The organism is Streptomyces sp. NPDC097129 (genome assembly GCF_055668065.1).
This window is the reverse complement of record NZ_JBVOQE010000029.1, coordinates 1-14,000: the sequence shown is the minus strand read 5'-3', so window position 1 is coordinate 14,000 and position 14,000 is coordinate 1. Positions and strand designations below refer to the sequence as shown.

The window sequence follows — 14,000 nt, the reverse complement described above, 5'->3', positions numbered from 1 at the left end:
GAGGAATACCCAAGTCCGGCTGAAGGGATCGGTCTTGAAAACCGACAGGCGGGTCAAACCGCGCAGGGGTTCGAATCCCCTTTCCTCCTCCATTTAACTCAATTTAAATATTATTATCGCGGGGTGGAGCAGTCTGGTAGCTCGTCGGGCTCATAACCCGAAGGTCGCAGGTTCAAATCCTGTCCCCGCAATCTGGTCCGGTAGTTCAGCTGGTTAGAATGCCTGCCTGTCACGCAGGAGGTCGCGGGTTCGAGTCCCGTCCGGACCGCCATTTTTTACAAAAAAATAACAGTATGTTTCATTTTATGTCGGAGGGGTAGCGAAGTGGCTAAACGCGGCGGACTGTAAATCCGCTCCTTCGGGTTCGGCGGTTCGAATCCGTCCCCCTCCACCATTACATTTATAACCTTGGCGGTTGTGGCGAAGTGGTTAACGCATCGGATTGTGGCTCCGACATTCGTGGGTTCGATTCCCATCAGTCGCCCCATATTTTTTCATTGGGCTATAGCCAAGCGGTAAGGCAACGGACTTTGACTCCGTCACTCGTTGGTTCGAATCCAGCTAGCCCAGTCATAGAGGGAAGACTGGTATATATCAAAAATCCCTCTCTAAATAACGCGGGTGTAGTTTAATGGTAAAACCTCAGCCTTCCAAGCTGATGTCGTGAGTTCGATTCTCATCACCCGCTCCAAAATAATATGGGCCTATAGCTCAGCTGGTTAGAGCGCACGCCTGATAAGCGTGAGGTCGATGGTTCGAGTCCATTTAGGCCCACCATATTATTGTTCCGCAGTAGCTCAGTGGTAGAGCACTCGGCTGTTAACCGAGCGGTCGTAGGTTCGAATCCTACCTGCGGAGCCATAATTACTTAATTAATACATAACTGAAAAAAATCATGCGCCTTTAGCTCAGCTGGATAGAGCATACGCCTTCTAAGCGTACGGTCAGAGGTTCGAATCCTCTAAGGCGCGTACTTAAAAACGTTGTTAAAGCGTTGAGAAATACGCCTTCTTATTCGTTAAGTTGTATCGGTCAATGAATCGGTCAACTTGCGAATTAGGAGGCGTATTTTTTTTATGGTGAAAAAGAAAGCATCGTTAAATGTAGAAACCGATTTATCCGGTTTATTCTCCGAAATGAAATCCCGCAACAATATACCTATTGACGGATTATTAATCGACAAGGCTCTCGCTGTTATTTTGCGCCAAATGAAGGCGGTAGGATTAAGGCAGCGAACCTTGTCTGACTACGAATTACACGTTAATCACTTCTGCAAAATTACCAATGCAAGATATATCGAAGAAATAAATACCGAAAGAATATTCGAATGGTTATCATCCATGAACGTTAGTAATCAAACGAAACTAATACGTTTAAAATGTTTTAAAGCATTTCTTGGCCGGTGTTTTAATAACGGTTGGATTGAAACGAAATTCTGGACGGATATAAAAATAAAAGTAGATAGCCGAGTGAAAGAAGGGGCTACAGACAAGGAGATTAAGGTATTACTTTCTTTACTAGATCTTTCTAAATTTATTGAACTCCGAGATGCAACAGCAATTTACTGCATGTATATTACCGGAATACGTATTGGGACACTATCTCAATTAGAAACGAAACATATAGATTTTGAAAATAATTTATTGAAAATAGATGGTGGAATTATTAAAAATCATGAATCGTTGTATTTACCTTTTGATGATGTATTGGCCACATTATTTACTGCACTTGTTAAACAAAACGATATGATTCGTAAAGAAAAAAAGGTGAATAATAGTTACCTATTTATATCAATCAATGGGGGACAAGTATCAACAAGCCCAACAAACAATAATATCACTAAACGTCTGTGTATGTACGCAAAAGAATATGGGTTAAAAAACATAAATGCGCATGCACTAAGAAGGGGATTTGCTACAAAATTATTAAAGAATGGAGCTAATATCGGATTAATATCTAAGGCTCTTGGTCATAGCAGTTTAGACGTGACAACGCGATATATCCATTTAGACAAAGAAGAAGTTGTAAATGGTTTAAGAAATTACCTATAAAAATAAAAAAAGAGCGCCAGCCGCGGCAACGGCTAACACCCTCTGAATTCGTTAATTACATACTACCAAAAAAAAGCGTGATAATCAACGCTTATTTACCTGTGCTCTAATTTCACAAAGTATGTTGGGTTTTGCGCTCTCTTAACGGGGAGAGAAGGAAATGAAGGAAAATAGGTTTAAGTCAATCGAAGATCTAAACGCAACTGTACGTGCGCATAGGCACCGCAATGTACTCAGCAGATCAGAACGCGCAGTGCTCGATTTATTATCGCAATACTCTTGCAAGACTATCGGAGAGTCTTTTCTTGCGAAGTCAACTATTGCTGAGTTAATCGGCAAGTCTCGTCGCACTATTATTCGTATATGCAACCGCCTGGAATCGCTTGGAATTATCCGCCAATATAAACGAATGAGAGAAACGGGGGATCGCAGACAAACGAGCAATTTAATCATTATATTGCCGGTAGAAATTGCCGATGTCACACCGGAATGTCACAGCGAAGAAGCTCCTCAATTAAACTCAAAATCTATTAATAATACTAAAGAACGTACGGCCAAGCCGGCGTGGATTCCGCAAACATTCTTCGACTTAGTTTCTGCACATCATAGTGACTTAAAGACAATCGAGGAGTACTGGCGAGCTGCATACGCTACTACGTACGCATATAATTTTACGGCTGCAACTAAGGCGGAATTAGCAATCGAAGCATTCTACGCAATGAAGTCTAAACGCAAGAAACTACGTAATCCATTAGCGTTCTTTGTGGGCGTAATAAAACGCCAGGCTAAAAAGCGCTATGTGACTGAAATGTTTAACGATTACTTCAGTGAAATCATAATTTAGGTTTTATCTGTAATAAGCAGATTTAAATAATAATTTAAGGGTTGTGATGGGTGATGAATGAAAACAATCAGGTTGAATTTAGTTCGATTGAAGTAGCGAAAAAGACGAAATTTTTAAATGGGGTAGGAAGATTCTTTGCGTTTTGTATTGGAGGATTTGGAATTTTGACGGGTGTTTTGTTATGTATAACCGTTATTGGAGTAATACCTGGATTTTTTGTGGTAGTGGGTTCGCTGGGATTTTTAGCTTTAGCTATGGGTAAGCAAAAAGTAAGTTGTCCGCACTGTAAAAAACAAACAATAGTTTTTCAAAACGTTGAAGAATTTCATTGTGTTCGTTGCAAAAACACAACAATAATAACTTGGAAATAACCTAACCTAATTCTTTCTTTATTCTTTGTAATACCTTAGCTGTTTGTCCGTTGATTTGTGAGCCGCTAAATCTAATAACCTTCCATCCGTTTTTTCGAAGATATCGATCTTTTTTACGATCGTGAGCTTTTTGGGAAGGGGTTGAATGCCATTGTTTACCGTCACACTCAATTGCTAATCTATGGGATATAAGTGCAAGATCAATTCGATATGCACCGCAACGGACTTGAGGTGTTACATCATACCCGTTAAATCTTAAAGAATCGTATAATCTTCTCTCTATAGGGCTTTCGCATTTATCTCTTGGTAAAACAATAGGGGGTTTCTCTGGCTTATGCAAAATAAATGCTAAGAAGGAAATCCCCAAGAGCCCGAAAAATATTATATATTCGTACAAATGATACACCGTCCCATTAAAATACTAAGGATATATTAAGAAGGCGCGAATTTATTACGGACTTTCTTTTCTTTATATATCATATAACCTAATTCATCCCTATCAATCAAACGAACTTTGTTTGCTTTGGCTAAGTTTTCGGCAGCTGGGGTAAAGTAACTATTTGTTATAACCATAGCACCATTAGCTTTATAATAACCCATCGCTGCAACAATTTCTTGAACCGCAGACACTCCGATACTATTACTGTATCTTTTGGCTTGCACAACATACTTTTTCTGTTTTTTACGTAAAATTAGGTCGGCTCCGTAATCACCTGATCCCTTAGTGACTTCAGTTCTATAACCTATTTTCTCAAACAATGGGACAAGGAAGTGTTCAAATTCTAATCCTCCCATTTTATCGACATCACTTAGATCATAATTAGGTTGGAATAATGCCTTCTTTCTTTTCAAAAAGCGATATAGCAAGTACAGCAGTAATGTAAATATGAGTAGGTTTACAGCATATCCTATTATTAGCTGTCCTTCTTCTGAACTTACAAATGCAACTAGTATAGAGAATCCTACAATGAGGTTGGCCGGTTGTTTCCACCACGTTTTGTTCTTCTTCTTTGACCTTCTCTTCTTCATTTAATCACCTATTGTTTGTTTTAAATATAACTTGTCCCAAAATAGGTGAAGATATCCTCAAACATCAAAATAATCATCTACTTTAGCTCCAGGATCTAACTTTCGAATGGCCTTCATTAGCTTTTTCATTACATTCGGCGAGGGTACGTACTCTGGATCATTACATGCCTTACTTACAGTATTCCTACTTACGCCAGACTCCTCCCTTAATTCTTCTTGAGAATACCCGTTTCGATCTATCATTCTTCCAAGTTTGCTACGCTTTTTTCCTCCAAATCCAAATAACGAAAACACAAAATAACCTCCTAAAAGGATAATAGTACTAGCATTCTCGTCCAACTTTCCCAAAATTATACGAAAGTTTCTCAAACTTTTGAGAATAACGGACAATCAGCAGTAAATATCCTATACCATTAACAGTTCCTTTCGCTGTTCCTTTTAAAATTCTAGCCTAGCATCCGCCCTGGAACGGTTTAAATCCACTAATCGCAACTCTTTCAAACTATTTTATTCTTCCTTTCTTCCGGGACTATATTTCATATATAAGGGGTGGTGATCGCCTATGTTATTCGAAATTCTTTCGTCAGTAGTAGTCGGTGGTCTTGTAGGTTGTTCGTATTTATATCAGCAAGGATTAGGCGGCAATGATTCTCGCAATATATCTCGTATCGCCTCGAACGCTGGACTTGTCGCAAAGGATGGAACCAAAATGAGGATACTTCGCCGTCGAGCGCATAAGGACCACGTAGAATATGTGTTTCAACTCCCGCATGGCTTATCTGCGAAACAGTTTCGTGAGAAAATTGACCGGTTCCAGGACGGTCTGAACGCGAAGAAAAGAGTGTTGGATATATCCGCGGCAGATATACGCAATATTAACTGGAAAAAAGACTTCGTGTGCCAATTGCAGGAACTCGTGACGAAGAAACGAAATTTGCGCAAAGAAATTGAAATTGAATTTGATGGCACATTGAAGTTTCGCGTTTACACGGAGGAATTAACAAGCCGGTTCGATTACGACTTAACTCTTTTAGAATCAACGAAAGGGTGGAAAGTTCCCATCGGTATATCGCGAAAAGGACTCGTTTTCCATGATTTTGAAAAGGAATATAACCTAATCGTCGCAGGATCACCAGGATACGGCAAAACGGTGTTTCTGAAGAATGCAATAACAACCTTTGTTGCGAAACAAACACGAAACGTAAATTTCTTTCTAATCGATTTAAAAGGGGGCTTGGCATTCAACCGGTTTAAAGGGTTGGATCAAGTGCGAGGACTAGCGAAGAATCCATTAGAAGCGCTAATGATACTTACTGAAGCACAAAAGAAGATGAACGAGCGAATTGAATACTTACTACAAAACGGCTTTGAGGACGTAACGGAATCCGGATTCCCTGAACGTTACTTCGTAGTTATCGATGAAGCTGCCGACATTGTTCACGTAAGAGAATGCCAAGAGATCATCGAAGATATTGCAAGGCGTGGTCGTGGTGCTGGCTTTCGTCTTGTTTATTGCACGCAATACCCATCAAACCAAGCGATAAGTTCACAAGTGCGCCAAACAGTAAATGCACAGTTATGCTTCCGATTAAGAACGGAAGCAGCAAGTCGATCAGTTTTAGACGAAGGCGGTGCCGAACAATTACCGCGAATACAAGGGCGTGCCATCTATTGGTCAGATGAAAGGCAAATCGTACAAACGCCGTACATCTCAAACGATTTTATCAACGATACGATACATCCGAATATCACTTTCAAAGCGCGTAAGGAGGATAACAATGCAGAAAAGCAGCATGAAGCAACTACGTCAGGAAAATATACTCTTGAGCTTGAAGAAACTCCACTATCTTAGTCGTAGTCAACTACAACGGATACATCGGCTTGGGGGCGTAAGAAACGCGAATAAAGTTTTAAGTGAGATGGCGGAATACCTTCATACTGCCCGCCTGCAGGAAAACGTTTATTACTTAAATGCAAACGGAAGAGACCGAGTAGGATCCACGAAGGTTCTGAAGAAAACGAATCAAATCGAACATTATTTAATGCGCAATGAGTTATACATCGCAAAAGGGTGTCCTTCAAGCTGGAAGCAAGAAATTAAATTAACGATAAAGGGTCGCCTAACCATCGTTGCAGATGCATTGTTTATTCGCGACAAAACCTATTACCTATGCGAAGTAGATAACACGCAGAAGATGAGCGTTAATCGAGAAAAGGCAAAAAAATACCGCCGATTAGTCGAAATAGCTAATTTCGAAAAGCCGCCGAAGTTTATCTGGATAACAACAACCGAGTATCGCCGCAAGCAATTACTGGCTTTGTTTGAAGGTATGCAAATCGAAGTTTATTTAACGGATGAACTTAAATAGGGAGGCGTTTTGAAATGGCGAAGAAAATACAACGAGTATGTACAATCAGCGAATTTATGAACGGAGACTTTAAAAAGAAAAAGGAAATCGACTTGAAGCCTGTAATAAAAGTTGGCGTTGTGTTAGGCGTGACGGCTCTTTCGCTTACATTTGGCGATGTTTCATTTGCGGCTGCTGGTGCGGTTAGTGGTGTAGTTACGGATAAAGTAGTCAGTGCCTTTTCGCCACTAATCGAATTAGTGCAGGCGTTAAGTTATCCGATAGGCCTTGTGATGATGCTTGGCGGCGGGTTATTCATAATGATTGGAAACAGCGAGAAAGGTTTCGGTATGATTCAAAAAGCAGGATTAGGTTACGTTGTTGTTCAGTTATTGCCGACTATTCTCGATTTGTTAGTCGAGATTACAAAAGCTTTATAAACGAAAAAGACCTCCAATTAATTTTCGGAGGTTTCTTCGTTTTTATCAGGCACTATTTCGAGAAGGTCTTCAATTTTGCAATTTAAAACTAGACACAACTTTTCCAAAGTATCAAAGGTAATACCTTTCGTATCCTCGTTATATAGCTTTGCTAATCCATTCCGATGTAATCCAGTTAACTTAGATACATCTGCAATGTTCAAACGTTGCTCACCCATAATCTTAGATAAATGCACTTTAATCATCCGAACTCCTCCTTGATATTTAAATTATATATTGTAGTGTTAAAAATATCAATATAAGTGTTGACAATGCATACTGTAGTGTTTATTATAAAAGTAAGACATGCATACTAAAGTGTTTAAAATATATACCGTAGTATTCGAAGGAGGTGGCGAAATTTTTTACTTAATGAAAATCACTGGCTATGGAAAGTAATGTATTGGATAGTACCTGCTAGTATATTTACATTAATTTTAACGGGAGTGATAAGCGGATGAAAGAAATCAATGCAGTATTTATTGATTCGGAAGATGCTTGGTTTGAGGGTGATGAATCTAAAGTAAAGATAATGGCACCAAACACTGTGTTATCTTGGAAAGATGACGGGATGTGGGCCTTTAGGGTCTTAGACGAAGAAATTAGCGACCAACAAGAGGAATTAGTAATTGACCTCACTAGATGTGCAAGTGTTTTCGTGGGATTAGAGAGTACGGAAATAGTTGAAATAACAGCAGAGTTTCTTGCTAATGCAAGTTTCATTGAAGTACTACAAAAATTGGCAAACAAAAAGCCCGGCGACGCGGGAACGTCAACGAGCAAATGAAAAAACAATGCATAGAAATTATAGCAAATATTGGTACGCAAAGTAAAGATTGACTATAGAAGGGAACTGGCGACCTCATAAGAATATAAAGGGATAGGGGAGAAAATTAAAATGATTAAAGTAAATGTTGATTTCAAGTATGAAGGAACTATTTATTCTTCGGACAGGCAAGAGGCGATTTTGTTTCCTAATGGCAAAGTATTTTCGTTCGTAGACGGTGAATTTGAAGTATATAACGCAGTAATGACAGACGAACCAGGCGTTATGTTAGTCGATTTAGACGACGATAACTGCAGCGAAAACTTAATTGAAAATCCTTCGTTATTAATGGACATGTTCGCGGTTGTTTAATTGAAATAAAAGGGATACGGCAATATCCTGCGCCTGGCAAGCGCGTAACACCGCTCGGCGATCGTACGGCAATTCGATCTTTAGGCAGCCGAGCAATTAAATAAACGGTGGCATCCGGTGGAGACTAAACTGGCGATTAGTTTGTACCGGGTATCATCGCCAACTGATTCAGCGCAACTAGGCGGGCGTGAGAATTTTGTAGGAAAAAAGCTCATCTAATATTAAGATGAGCTTTTTGCTTAGTTATTTTTTGTCATTGCCAGTATTCTTTGTAAAGTTTTCATTAATTATTGTTCCTGGGGGTCTACCAGTTACAGGTGGTGTTTGACTACTATTAGTTGGGTTAATGTTGTTGTTATTACTCACAACTTATCATCTCCTTATTTTGTTAATTGTTATAGTACCAAGCATTAGGTATATTTGTAATTTGGACTCTTGTAATATCTGAGCCATTTGATTTTCCGAAAATAAAAACAGGAATACACAATAATCCTACGATCAATGCAGCAACTATCCAATAATAAACAATTCTTAAGTAAAATACTTTAGATAAATTAGATTTCCTGTTAAGGGAGGCATAATTTGCAAATTCCGTGGATAGGAAGTCACCCATTTCTGCATCAATGATGCTCTCGTCATATTTTCCTTCTAATGATTTTCTATAGTCATATATTTCTTTTGGTGTAGCCGTGTAGCCGTACTTATGATTATAAAGAGTCCGAAAGATATAATACAGAGCGAAAAATAAAGCTAGAGTAAACAATATAACTAAAATAGTTCCCCACACAAACCATGAGTCATCTAAATCCTTAATATTATTTATAAGAAAAATATCTGCCCCAGCTAACAATGGCAATATCCCCGCAGGAATTGAAACACGTCCATTAATGCTATCTTTATGCACAAACTCATGATAGTAACTTTCTTTGTAATATTCTAACATTTGCTGTTTATCCAATACCAAGTCCACCTTGCATTTTATTTAAGTATTATAACAAAAAGTAACAAAACTGTGTACATTTATTTACAGATTTAAATTCATTACAAGCTAGAATGCTACATTATTTAAATAAACGTCCACCTTTGCTATTTGATGCATTATATCCATTATACAAATCAATTTTCTTGTGCGGAATAACGTCCACTTAGGAAGGCAGCTGCGTTATATCCAATATATAGGGGGGTAAAAGTAAATTAAAATGGTATACAGCTTTTATCCGTGAGACGCGTAATCTCGAAATATGAGTGCGAAATAACACTTAAAAATGTATCTCCTATTAGAAGGTGCAAATAACATCAAAAATTCACTCTATATGTACAGATTACCACGCAGTAGATATAGTACAGTAAATTTGCAATAAAGTTGCGCTTTTAGGATTTGGGCCGGGTATTATTGTGTGACACCTAAAATGTCACAAAACAATCACAAAAAAGTGGAGTGAAGTTGGGATGAATTCGGAGTTGGTAAGGTTTTTAAGGACATCGAATAATCTTTCGAAAAGTCAGTTTGCAAAAAAGTTAAACGTTAGCCATTCGCTTATATCACGAATCGAAGGAGGTGATCGTCGTGTAACAAAAAGACTTGAAAGAATAATAATGACCGAGTTCGATTTAGATGATGAGAAATTAATAGTTATAAAACTGCTAATCAATCAAATAAAAAGTTAAATTATGGAGGAGAAAAAATGGAGCAAATTCAAAAGTTATTTAATTACAACGAAAATCCTATTCGTACGATTATTTTTGAGGGTGAAGTACTTTTTGTTGCAAAGGATGTTGCTGATGTTTTAGGTTTTAGCGAAACCTCGGCTATGACTCGGGGGTTGGATGACGATGAAAAAACCAACCTGCAGATTATGCAGGGTGGTTCTAATTATAAAACTAACATTACTGCAATTACCGAAAGTGGATTGTATTCCGCAATATTAAGGAGCCGCAGAGCCGAAGCTAAGGAGTTTAGGCGATGGATAACAAGCGATGTACTACCATCCATTCGAAAACATGGCTCATATATGACAGATAACGTACTTGAGCAAGCAATTAGTGATCCGGATTTTATGATTGGTTTATTAGCGAATCTAAAGGACGAAAAGGGAAAAAGAAAGGAATTGGAACAAAGAATCGAAGAAGACAAACCAAAGCTAATAGCTTATCAATATATGGTAGATGCAGATGGGCTAATAGGTATTAATGAATTTGCGAAACATTTTGGAATTGGCCCCCGAAAGATATACGAAGTCTTTCGCGGATTAAATCTTATCTATGATAGAAGAGATGGGATTTTACCAAGAGAAGGAACTTACCGGGATTGTTTTAAATCTATTCGAAAACAAGTAAGACCGGGGAAGACTGTATCTGTCACATTAATCGTATCTGAAAAAATCGATAAACTGGTAAGTAAACTTGTGAAAGAAGGGGTAATTGAACCTTCAGCTTGAAAGCTTGATGCGCCAACATCACGCTAGTTAATTAATTCGCTATTTTGGGAATGAGAATATTTTAATCCAATTTTATTATACTCCATTCCCTTTGATTTTTCAATATAAACATTATGAATGGGGAGATTTTATGGGATCAGGTTCAGATATACACAGCAGAAATAATGTTTTAGAGGATGATTATTTATCAGACACTCACGGAGTAGAACGGCTTTTAGCCTCGATATTTGAGATTACAGAACGTAGCAAATATAAATTTGACCAGTCCGCCACAACGTTAATAACAGATCTCAACTTAGCGTTAGACAGCGATATATTTACTGATTTAGAGAGGAAAACTATTTCTTTAGTTTACTACGCCCAGTTAGAGTACCAAAAAGTAGCTAAATTGCTTGAAGTAAAAGTGCATGAAGTAATAAGTAATCTAGCAGAAAGCCTTGAAAAGATATCCGCGGTGTTTCTTGGTTACAAAGTTACAAAATTACCAAAATATAAGCCTAGAGATTACTCGCTAACTGAATGGCTAGAAGCTGTTGGTAAAGGGGAGGCAGCAGTTTATGAGATTCCTCCCCGAATTAACACGGATATTTTAAATTGGTTAGCGAAACAAGGTGACGTTCAAGCACAAGAAACGTTACGACAACGTAAAGAAGGACCTCCGTATGAAGAATATCAAGAGTATAGCATTGAACAATATCCGTTTTACACTGAGGAACAACACCGACGTATGGATCAAAAATTGAGCGTATCTTACCTACCAAAGGAGAAACTTGAAAGACATGCACTAGGGAGAACCGTGATTGGTGGCCGTAAGACTTCGTTCCATGAAGACGAGTTTGACTTTGATACAAATAAAGGTAAGTTTGGCCCACGTGTGGTTAATGCGAAAGTATATAAGTAGGAGGAATACGTATGCCTAAATCGCCTGCTGTAAAGGTTATTATCGAACTTGATGCAGAGGATCAGCGCCGTTTCTACGCTGACCTCACGGCTTCCTTTTATTTAATATTCGGCTGCCAGTTTAGCAGAGTAGAAGACTTTAGAATGCTATTTCAGGATCTGCGAAGGGATTTAAATGATTATCGGGCGACACTAGACGCAATCTTATCGAATATTGCTCCGGATTATGGCTTAACATGGCGCGATTTTACATGGATTAGAGAAAACCGGTGGAAAAAGTGTGCGGTTTGCGATCGTATTTACCTAGATTATTCAAACGGAAAATCAAAAACATGTTATCTCGATGAGTACCTCCGTTTTTCGCTTCAGTCCAGAGAGTTTATTAACAACATAGATTACCGTGGGAAATCAAAATCATTGTGCAGTGCGAAATATACTGCTTGGAAAAAAAGAGGACGCACAGGCCCAATGAATTTTATTATGTTTAGAAAGGGAGAGTTTATCTAAGAACGTACGTTTCATGTGGAATAGCGTCATCTATAAGGGAAGGGGAAAATGAAACCTCTCATCTTGAATTCTGCAACGAAAAAAAGTTGACAATTAGAGTCGTAATGCACAATTTGCAGATTGGTTTCAACCCGTTCCTTAGCAATTGATTTTAAGTATAACGGCATGACTAAAGCGATATCTCAATAGAACCGGCCACGCGGAAATATGCGGACCAGGGTCGGTCATTTACCTTTAGAATGGATCAGTTATATCTGGCTGATAGCAAACTAACTGGTTTATCGCTATAATCTCACGGCCATCGGCTAATCAATAACGAGACATTGCGGTAGGCTGGTTTTTATTTTTAATTTGACGGAGGTTTTTACATGAACAATTATTTTTATTGCTATTCGCCGAAACTTAAAGCGCATCTAATTGACGCAGGCGAACGCTTTGTTTGCGTAGGACTACACGAAACTACACACCGTAAATTTTGGCTGTTTCAGCAATCCGACCGACTTAGCGAATTACTAGCGCAATGGGCTGCGAATAAACCCACTTAAACAAGACGGTATTTTAAATTAACGACAGTATAAACGGAGGACGATACTATGGATCTATCGAAGGAACAACTCGAATCTATACGCCAGAAAGAGCGTGTGTTGCAAGGCGGTTATGCACCGATACCGCACTTTATTTACCGAGAACTATTGCCGGAACTAAAAGCGAAATATGACGGCCAGAAAGCTCGTGATTGCCTTACGCTGTATATGTACGTTCATGCATACGTAAATGGACAAAGCGAGCAACAAGCGTATTTATGGGCGTTTCCTAACGTAACACAAATCGCTGAAGATACCGGCATTCATAAGGACCGTATAAAAGGCCTTTTCGATATACTCGTTAGTGAAGGCGTGATGATTACACGTAAGATTCCGTGGTATGGGCATACGAAGAAAATGTATATGCCGTTATTTGAACGCAAAGATGGAGCGTAAATTAGACCGATTCCTACCAGTGGGATTCATTCGATTCCTATGAATGGGAATTAATCGATTCCTACGAGCGGGAATATAATAAGAACAAATTAACAAGAACAAATTAATAATAATAAAGATTGCGCCATTTACTTACGTAAATAGTCGCTGCCAGTATTTATTACTTATATCTTATTGCAAAGAAAAGAGCGTTAGCGATAAATAAGAATAAAATAAGGCCCGATTCCTACTAATGGGAATTAGGCGGTACTTAGGAAAGGAGCACGAAGTTATGGTGAAAAAGCTAAGCGAATTACAAATATCAGCTATCCAATATTTAGCGCTACCCAAACGCGGTGGTCTTACGTACGAACAGATTGCAACAGAACTCGGTATCACAGATAAGACGTTACGAGCCTGGCGAAAGGATGACACATTTAACGAAGAGCTTAAACGCCAGATAATGCGCAGCACAATCGACAGGTTACCGGAAGTAATGGAGTCCATACCCGATCATATCATTAAGGACGGAAATGCAGCGATGTTTAGAACGCTATTACAAGCGCATGGCTTACTTACGGATAAGGTCGAGGTTAGTACGCAGGGTAACAACGCAACAGATATTGACGAAATGAAGGCACGCATTGAGGAATTACGTGCAGGTCGGAAAGAAAATATATAATAGTAGAAACTCGGATTGCCAGTCCGAAATGTTCCGTTTTACCAGCAACGGCGCTCTGGCGCGTGGGTCCTGAAACACTTTGTAACTCATCATTATAGATAACCGTATTCATAACTTTTAAGTATTGACACCGATTGGTCGACGTAGTAATATCAGGGTTGTAAATTTTGGTTTTATTTTTCACTTATTTTAATAGTTATTTTTCATTAAATACAAAAAGCTATCCATAATAAAGGATAGCTTTTTTACTATTA

General features: G+C 38.7%; 18 protein-coding genes and 9 tRNA genes. 22 read left to right on the top strand and 5 right to left on the bottom strand.

The genetic code is table 11. From position 1 onward, the window contains the following. Positions 1-117 precede the first annotated feature (117 nt). From AC0B9F_RS37680 to AC0B9F_RS37625, 12 genes are all read left to right on the top strand, one after another. A tRNA-Met gene (locus tag AC0B9F_RS37680) sits at positions 118-191 on the top strand. A gap of 3 nt (positions 192-194) precedes the next feature. Beyond that, a tRNA-Asp gene (locus tag AC0B9F_RS37675) sits at positions 195-271 on the top strand. A gap of 39 nt (positions 272-310) precedes the next feature. Further along, positions 311-394 (top strand) — tRNA-Tyr (locus tag AC0B9F_RS37670). Positions 395-411: 17 nt separating this feature from the next. Next, positions 412-487, top strand: a tRNA-His gene (locus tag AC0B9F_RS37665). An 11-nt stretch (positions 488-498) separates the two neighbouring features. Beyond that, positions 499-570 (top strand) — tRNA-Gln (locus tag AC0B9F_RS37660). A gap of 47 nt (positions 571-617) precedes the next feature. After that, positions 618-691: transfer RNA gene (locus tag AC0B9F_RS37655), tRNA-Gly, on the top strand. 9 nt (positions 692-700) lie between these two features. Continuing rightward, positions 701-777: transfer RNA gene (locus tag AC0B9F_RS37650), tRNA-Ile, on the top strand. A gap of 9 nt (positions 778-786) precedes the next feature. Continuing rightward, a tRNA-Asn gene (locus AC0B9F_RS37645) sits at positions 787-861 on the top strand. 36 nt (positions 862-897) lie between these two features. Next, positions 898-971: transfer RNA gene (locus AC0B9F_RS37640), tRNA-Arg, on the top strand. Positions 972-1,079: 108 nt separating this feature from the next. After that, the gene (locus AC0B9F_RS37635; protein ID WP_350835031.1) at positions 1,080-2,051 is read left to right on the top strand and encodes a tyrosine-type recombinase/integrase; all 972 of its coding nucleotides are present in this window, start codon (positions 1,080-1,082) and stop codon (positions 2,049-2,051) included. 160 nt (positions 2,052-2,211) lie between these two features. After that, on the top strand, positions 2,212-2,895 hold the full coding sequence (locus AC0B9F_RS37630) for a helix-turn-helix domain-containing protein (protein ID WP_350835033.1): 684 nt from the start codon (positions 2,212-2,214) through the stop codon (positions 2,893-2,895). A gap of 53 nt (positions 2,896-2,948) precedes the next feature. Next, positions 2,949-3,266, top strand: a complete 318-nt coding sequence (locus AC0B9F_RS37625) for a hypothetical protein (RefSeq protein ID WP_350835035.1) — start codon at positions 2,949-2,951, stop codon at positions 3,264-3,266. Position 3,267: 1 nt separating this feature from the next. On the opposite strand, the gene AC0B9F_RS37620 is transcribed toward AC0B9F_RS37625, so the two are convergent. From AC0B9F_RS37620 to AC0B9F_RS37610, 3 genes are all read right to left on the bottom strand, one after another. After that, positions 3,268-3,633 carry an endonuclease domain-containing protein gene (locus AC0B9F_RS37620; RefSeq protein WP_350835037.1) on the bottom strand — a complete coding sequence of 122 codons (366 nt, stop codon included), beginning with the start codon at positions 3,631-3,633 and terminating at the stop codon, positions 3,268-3,270. 65 nt (positions 3,634-3,698) lie between these two features. After that, entirely contained in the window at positions 3,699-4,295 is a 597-nt protein-coding gene (locus tag AC0B9F_RS37615) for a restriction endonuclease (protein ID WP_350835039.1), read from the bottom strand. A gap of 57 nt (positions 4,296-4,352) precedes the next feature. Next, the gene (locus AC0B9F_RS37610; protein ID WP_350835041.1) at positions 4,353-4,634 is read right to left on the bottom strand and encodes a helix-turn-helix transcriptional regulator; all 282 of its coding nucleotides are present in this window, start codon (positions 4,632-4,634) and stop codon (positions 4,353-4,355) included. Positions 4,635-4,857: 223 nt separating this feature from the next. Between AC0B9F_RS37610 and AC0B9F_RS37605 the strand changes: the two genes are divergently transcribed. The 3 genes from AC0B9F_RS37605 to AC0B9F_RS37595 are packed head-to-tail and all read left to right on the top strand — an operon-like array spanning position 4,858 to position 7,083. Then, on the top strand, positions 4,858-6,147 hold the full coding sequence (locus AC0B9F_RS37605; protein WP_350835043.1) for an FtsK/SpoIIIE domain-containing protein: 1,290 nt from the start codon (positions 4,858-4,860) through the stop codon (positions 6,145-6,147). Then, positions 6,125-6,664: a replication-relaxation family protein gene (locus tag AC0B9F_RS37600; protein WP_350835045.1), complete on the top strand. Its 540-nt coding sequence runs from the start codon at positions 6,125-6,127 to the stop codon at positions 6,662-6,664. Before AC0B9F_RS37605 ends, AC0B9F_RS37600 begins: the two co-directional genes overlap by 23 nt. 14 nt (positions 6,665-6,678) lie before the next feature. Next, positions 6,679-7,083 (top strand): hypothetical protein, encoded by a 405-nt coding sequence (locus tag AC0B9F_RS37595; RefSeq protein ID WP_351953928.1) that lies wholly within the window; start codon positions 6,679-6,681, stop codon positions 7,081-7,083. A 17-nt stretch (positions 7,084-7,100) separates the two neighbouring features. On the opposite strand, the gene AC0B9F_RS37590 is transcribed toward AC0B9F_RS37595, so the two are convergent. Beyond that, the gene (locus AC0B9F_RS37590; protein WP_350835049.1) at positions 7,101-7,328 is read right to left on the bottom strand and encodes a helix-turn-helix domain-containing protein; all 228 of its coding nucleotides are present in this window, start codon (positions 7,326-7,328) and stop codon (positions 7,101-7,103) included. Positions 7,329-7,579: 251 nt separating this feature from the next. Here AC0B9F_RS37590 and AC0B9F_RS37585 point away from each other — a divergent pair, with 251 nt between their 5' ends. Then, entirely contained in the window at positions 7,580-7,909 is a 330-nt protein-coding gene (locus AC0B9F_RS37585; protein WP_350835051.1) for a hypothetical protein, read from the top strand. Positions 7,910-8,648: 739 nt separating this feature from the next. Here AC0B9F_RS37585 and AC0B9F_RS37580 read toward each other — a convergent pair. Continuing rightward, positions 8,649-9,230: a hypothetical protein gene (locus tag AC0B9F_RS37580; protein ID WP_350835053.1), complete on the bottom strand. Its 582-nt coding sequence runs from the start codon at positions 9,228-9,230 to the stop codon at positions 8,649-8,651. Between the two features lie 479 nt (positions 9,231-9,709). On the opposite strand from AC0B9F_RS37580, the gene AC0B9F_RS37575 reads away from it, so the two are divergent. From AC0B9F_RS37575 to AC0B9F_RS37550, 6 genes are all read left to right on the top strand, one after another. After that, positions 9,710-9,928: a helix-turn-helix domain-containing protein gene (locus AC0B9F_RS37575; protein ID WP_350835055.1), complete on the top strand. Its 219-nt coding sequence runs from the start codon at positions 9,710-9,712 to the stop codon at positions 9,926-9,928. 17 nt (positions 9,929-9,945) lie between these two features. Continuing rightward, complete coding sequence (locus tag AC0B9F_RS37570; protein ID WP_350835057.1) at positions 9,946-10,698, top strand: BRO family protein; 753 nt, start codon at positions 9,946-9,948, stop codon at positions 10,696-10,698. A gap of 130 nt (positions 10,699-10,828) precedes the next feature. Next, on the top strand, positions 10,829-11,599 hold the full coding sequence (locus AC0B9F_RS37565; RefSeq protein ID WP_350835059.1) for a hypothetical protein: 771 nt from the start codon (positions 10,829-10,831) through the stop codon (positions 11,597-11,599). 11 nt (positions 11,600-11,610) lie between these two features. Then, positions 11,611-12,105: a hypothetical protein gene (locus tag AC0B9F_RS37560; protein WP_350835061.1), complete on the top strand. Its 495-nt coding sequence runs from the start codon at positions 11,611-11,613 to the stop codon at positions 12,103-12,105. A gap of 593 nt (positions 12,106-12,698) precedes the next feature. Next, positions 12,699-13,085, top strand: coding sequence for a hypothetical protein (locus tag AC0B9F_RS37555; protein WP_350835063.1), 387 nt, complete (start codon positions 12,699-12,701; stop codon positions 13,083-13,085). A gap of 271 nt (positions 13,086-13,356) precedes the next feature. Further along, the gene (locus AC0B9F_RS37550; RefSeq protein WP_350835065.1) at positions 13,357-13,746 is read left to right on the top strand and encodes a phBC6A51 family helix-turn-helix protein; all 390 of its coding nucleotides are present in this window, start codon (positions 13,357-13,359) and stop codon (positions 13,744-13,746) included. The last annotated feature ends 254 nt before the right edge of the window (positions 13,747-14,000 follow it).

What these genes read in the sequence shown, in the direction of transcription:
- AC0B9F_RS37590 (WP_350835049.1), bottom strand. Translation starts at nt 7,328, where the DNA reads ATGATTAAAGTGCATTTATCTAAGATTATGGGTGAGCAACGTTTGAAC.
- AC0B9F_RS37615 (WP_350835039.1), bottom strand. Translation starts at nt 4,295, where the DNA reads ATGAAGAAGAGAAGGTCAAAGAAGAAGAACAAAACGTGGTGGAAACAA.
- AC0B9F_RS37630 (WP_350835033.1), top strand. Translation starts at nt 2,212, where the DNA reads ATGAAGGAAAATAGGTTTAAGTCAATCGAAGATCTAAACGCAACTGTA.
- AC0B9F_RS37570 (WP_350835057.1), top strand. Translation starts at nt 9,946, where the DNA reads ATGGAGCAAATTCAAAAGTTATTTAATTACAACGAAAATCCTATTCGT.
- AC0B9F_RS37605 (WP_350835043.1), top strand. Translation starts at nt 4,858, where the DNA reads ATGTTATTCGAAATTCTTTCGTCAGTAGTAGTCGGTGGTCTTGTAGGT.
- AC0B9F_RS37550 (WP_350835065.1), top strand. Translation starts at nt 13,357, where the DNA reads ATGGTGAAAAAGCTAAGCGAATTACAAATATCAGCTATCCAATATTTA.
- AC0B9F_RS37585 (WP_350835051.1), top strand. Translation starts at nt 7,580, where the DNA reads ATGAAAGAAATCAATGCAGTATTTATTGATTCGGAAGATGCTTGGTTT.
- AC0B9F_RS37565 (WP_350835059.1), top strand. Translation starts at nt 10,829, where the DNA reads ATGGGATCAGGTTCAGATATACACAGCAGAAATAATGTTTTAGAGGAT.
- AC0B9F_RS37555 (WP_350835063.1), top strand. Translation starts at nt 12,699, where the DNA reads ATGGATCTATCGAAGGAACAACTCGAATCTATACGCCAGAAAGAGCGT.
- AC0B9F_RS37560 (WP_350835061.1), top strand. Translation starts at nt 11,611, where the DNA reads ATGCCTAAATCGCCTGCTGTAAAGGTTATTATCGAACTTGATGCAGAG.
- AC0B9F_RS37595 (WP_351953928.1), top strand. Translation starts at nt 6,679, where the DNA reads ATGGCGAAGAAAATACAACGAGTATGTACAATCAGCGAATTTATGAAC.
- AC0B9F_RS37575 (WP_350835055.1), top strand. Translation starts at nt 9,710, where the DNA reads ATGAATTCGGAGTTGGTAAGGTTTTTAAGGACATCGAATAATCTTTCG.
- AC0B9F_RS37625 (WP_350835035.1), top strand. Translation starts at nt 2,949, where the DNA reads ATGAATGAAAACAATCAGGTTGAATTTAGTTCGATTGAAGTAGCGAAA.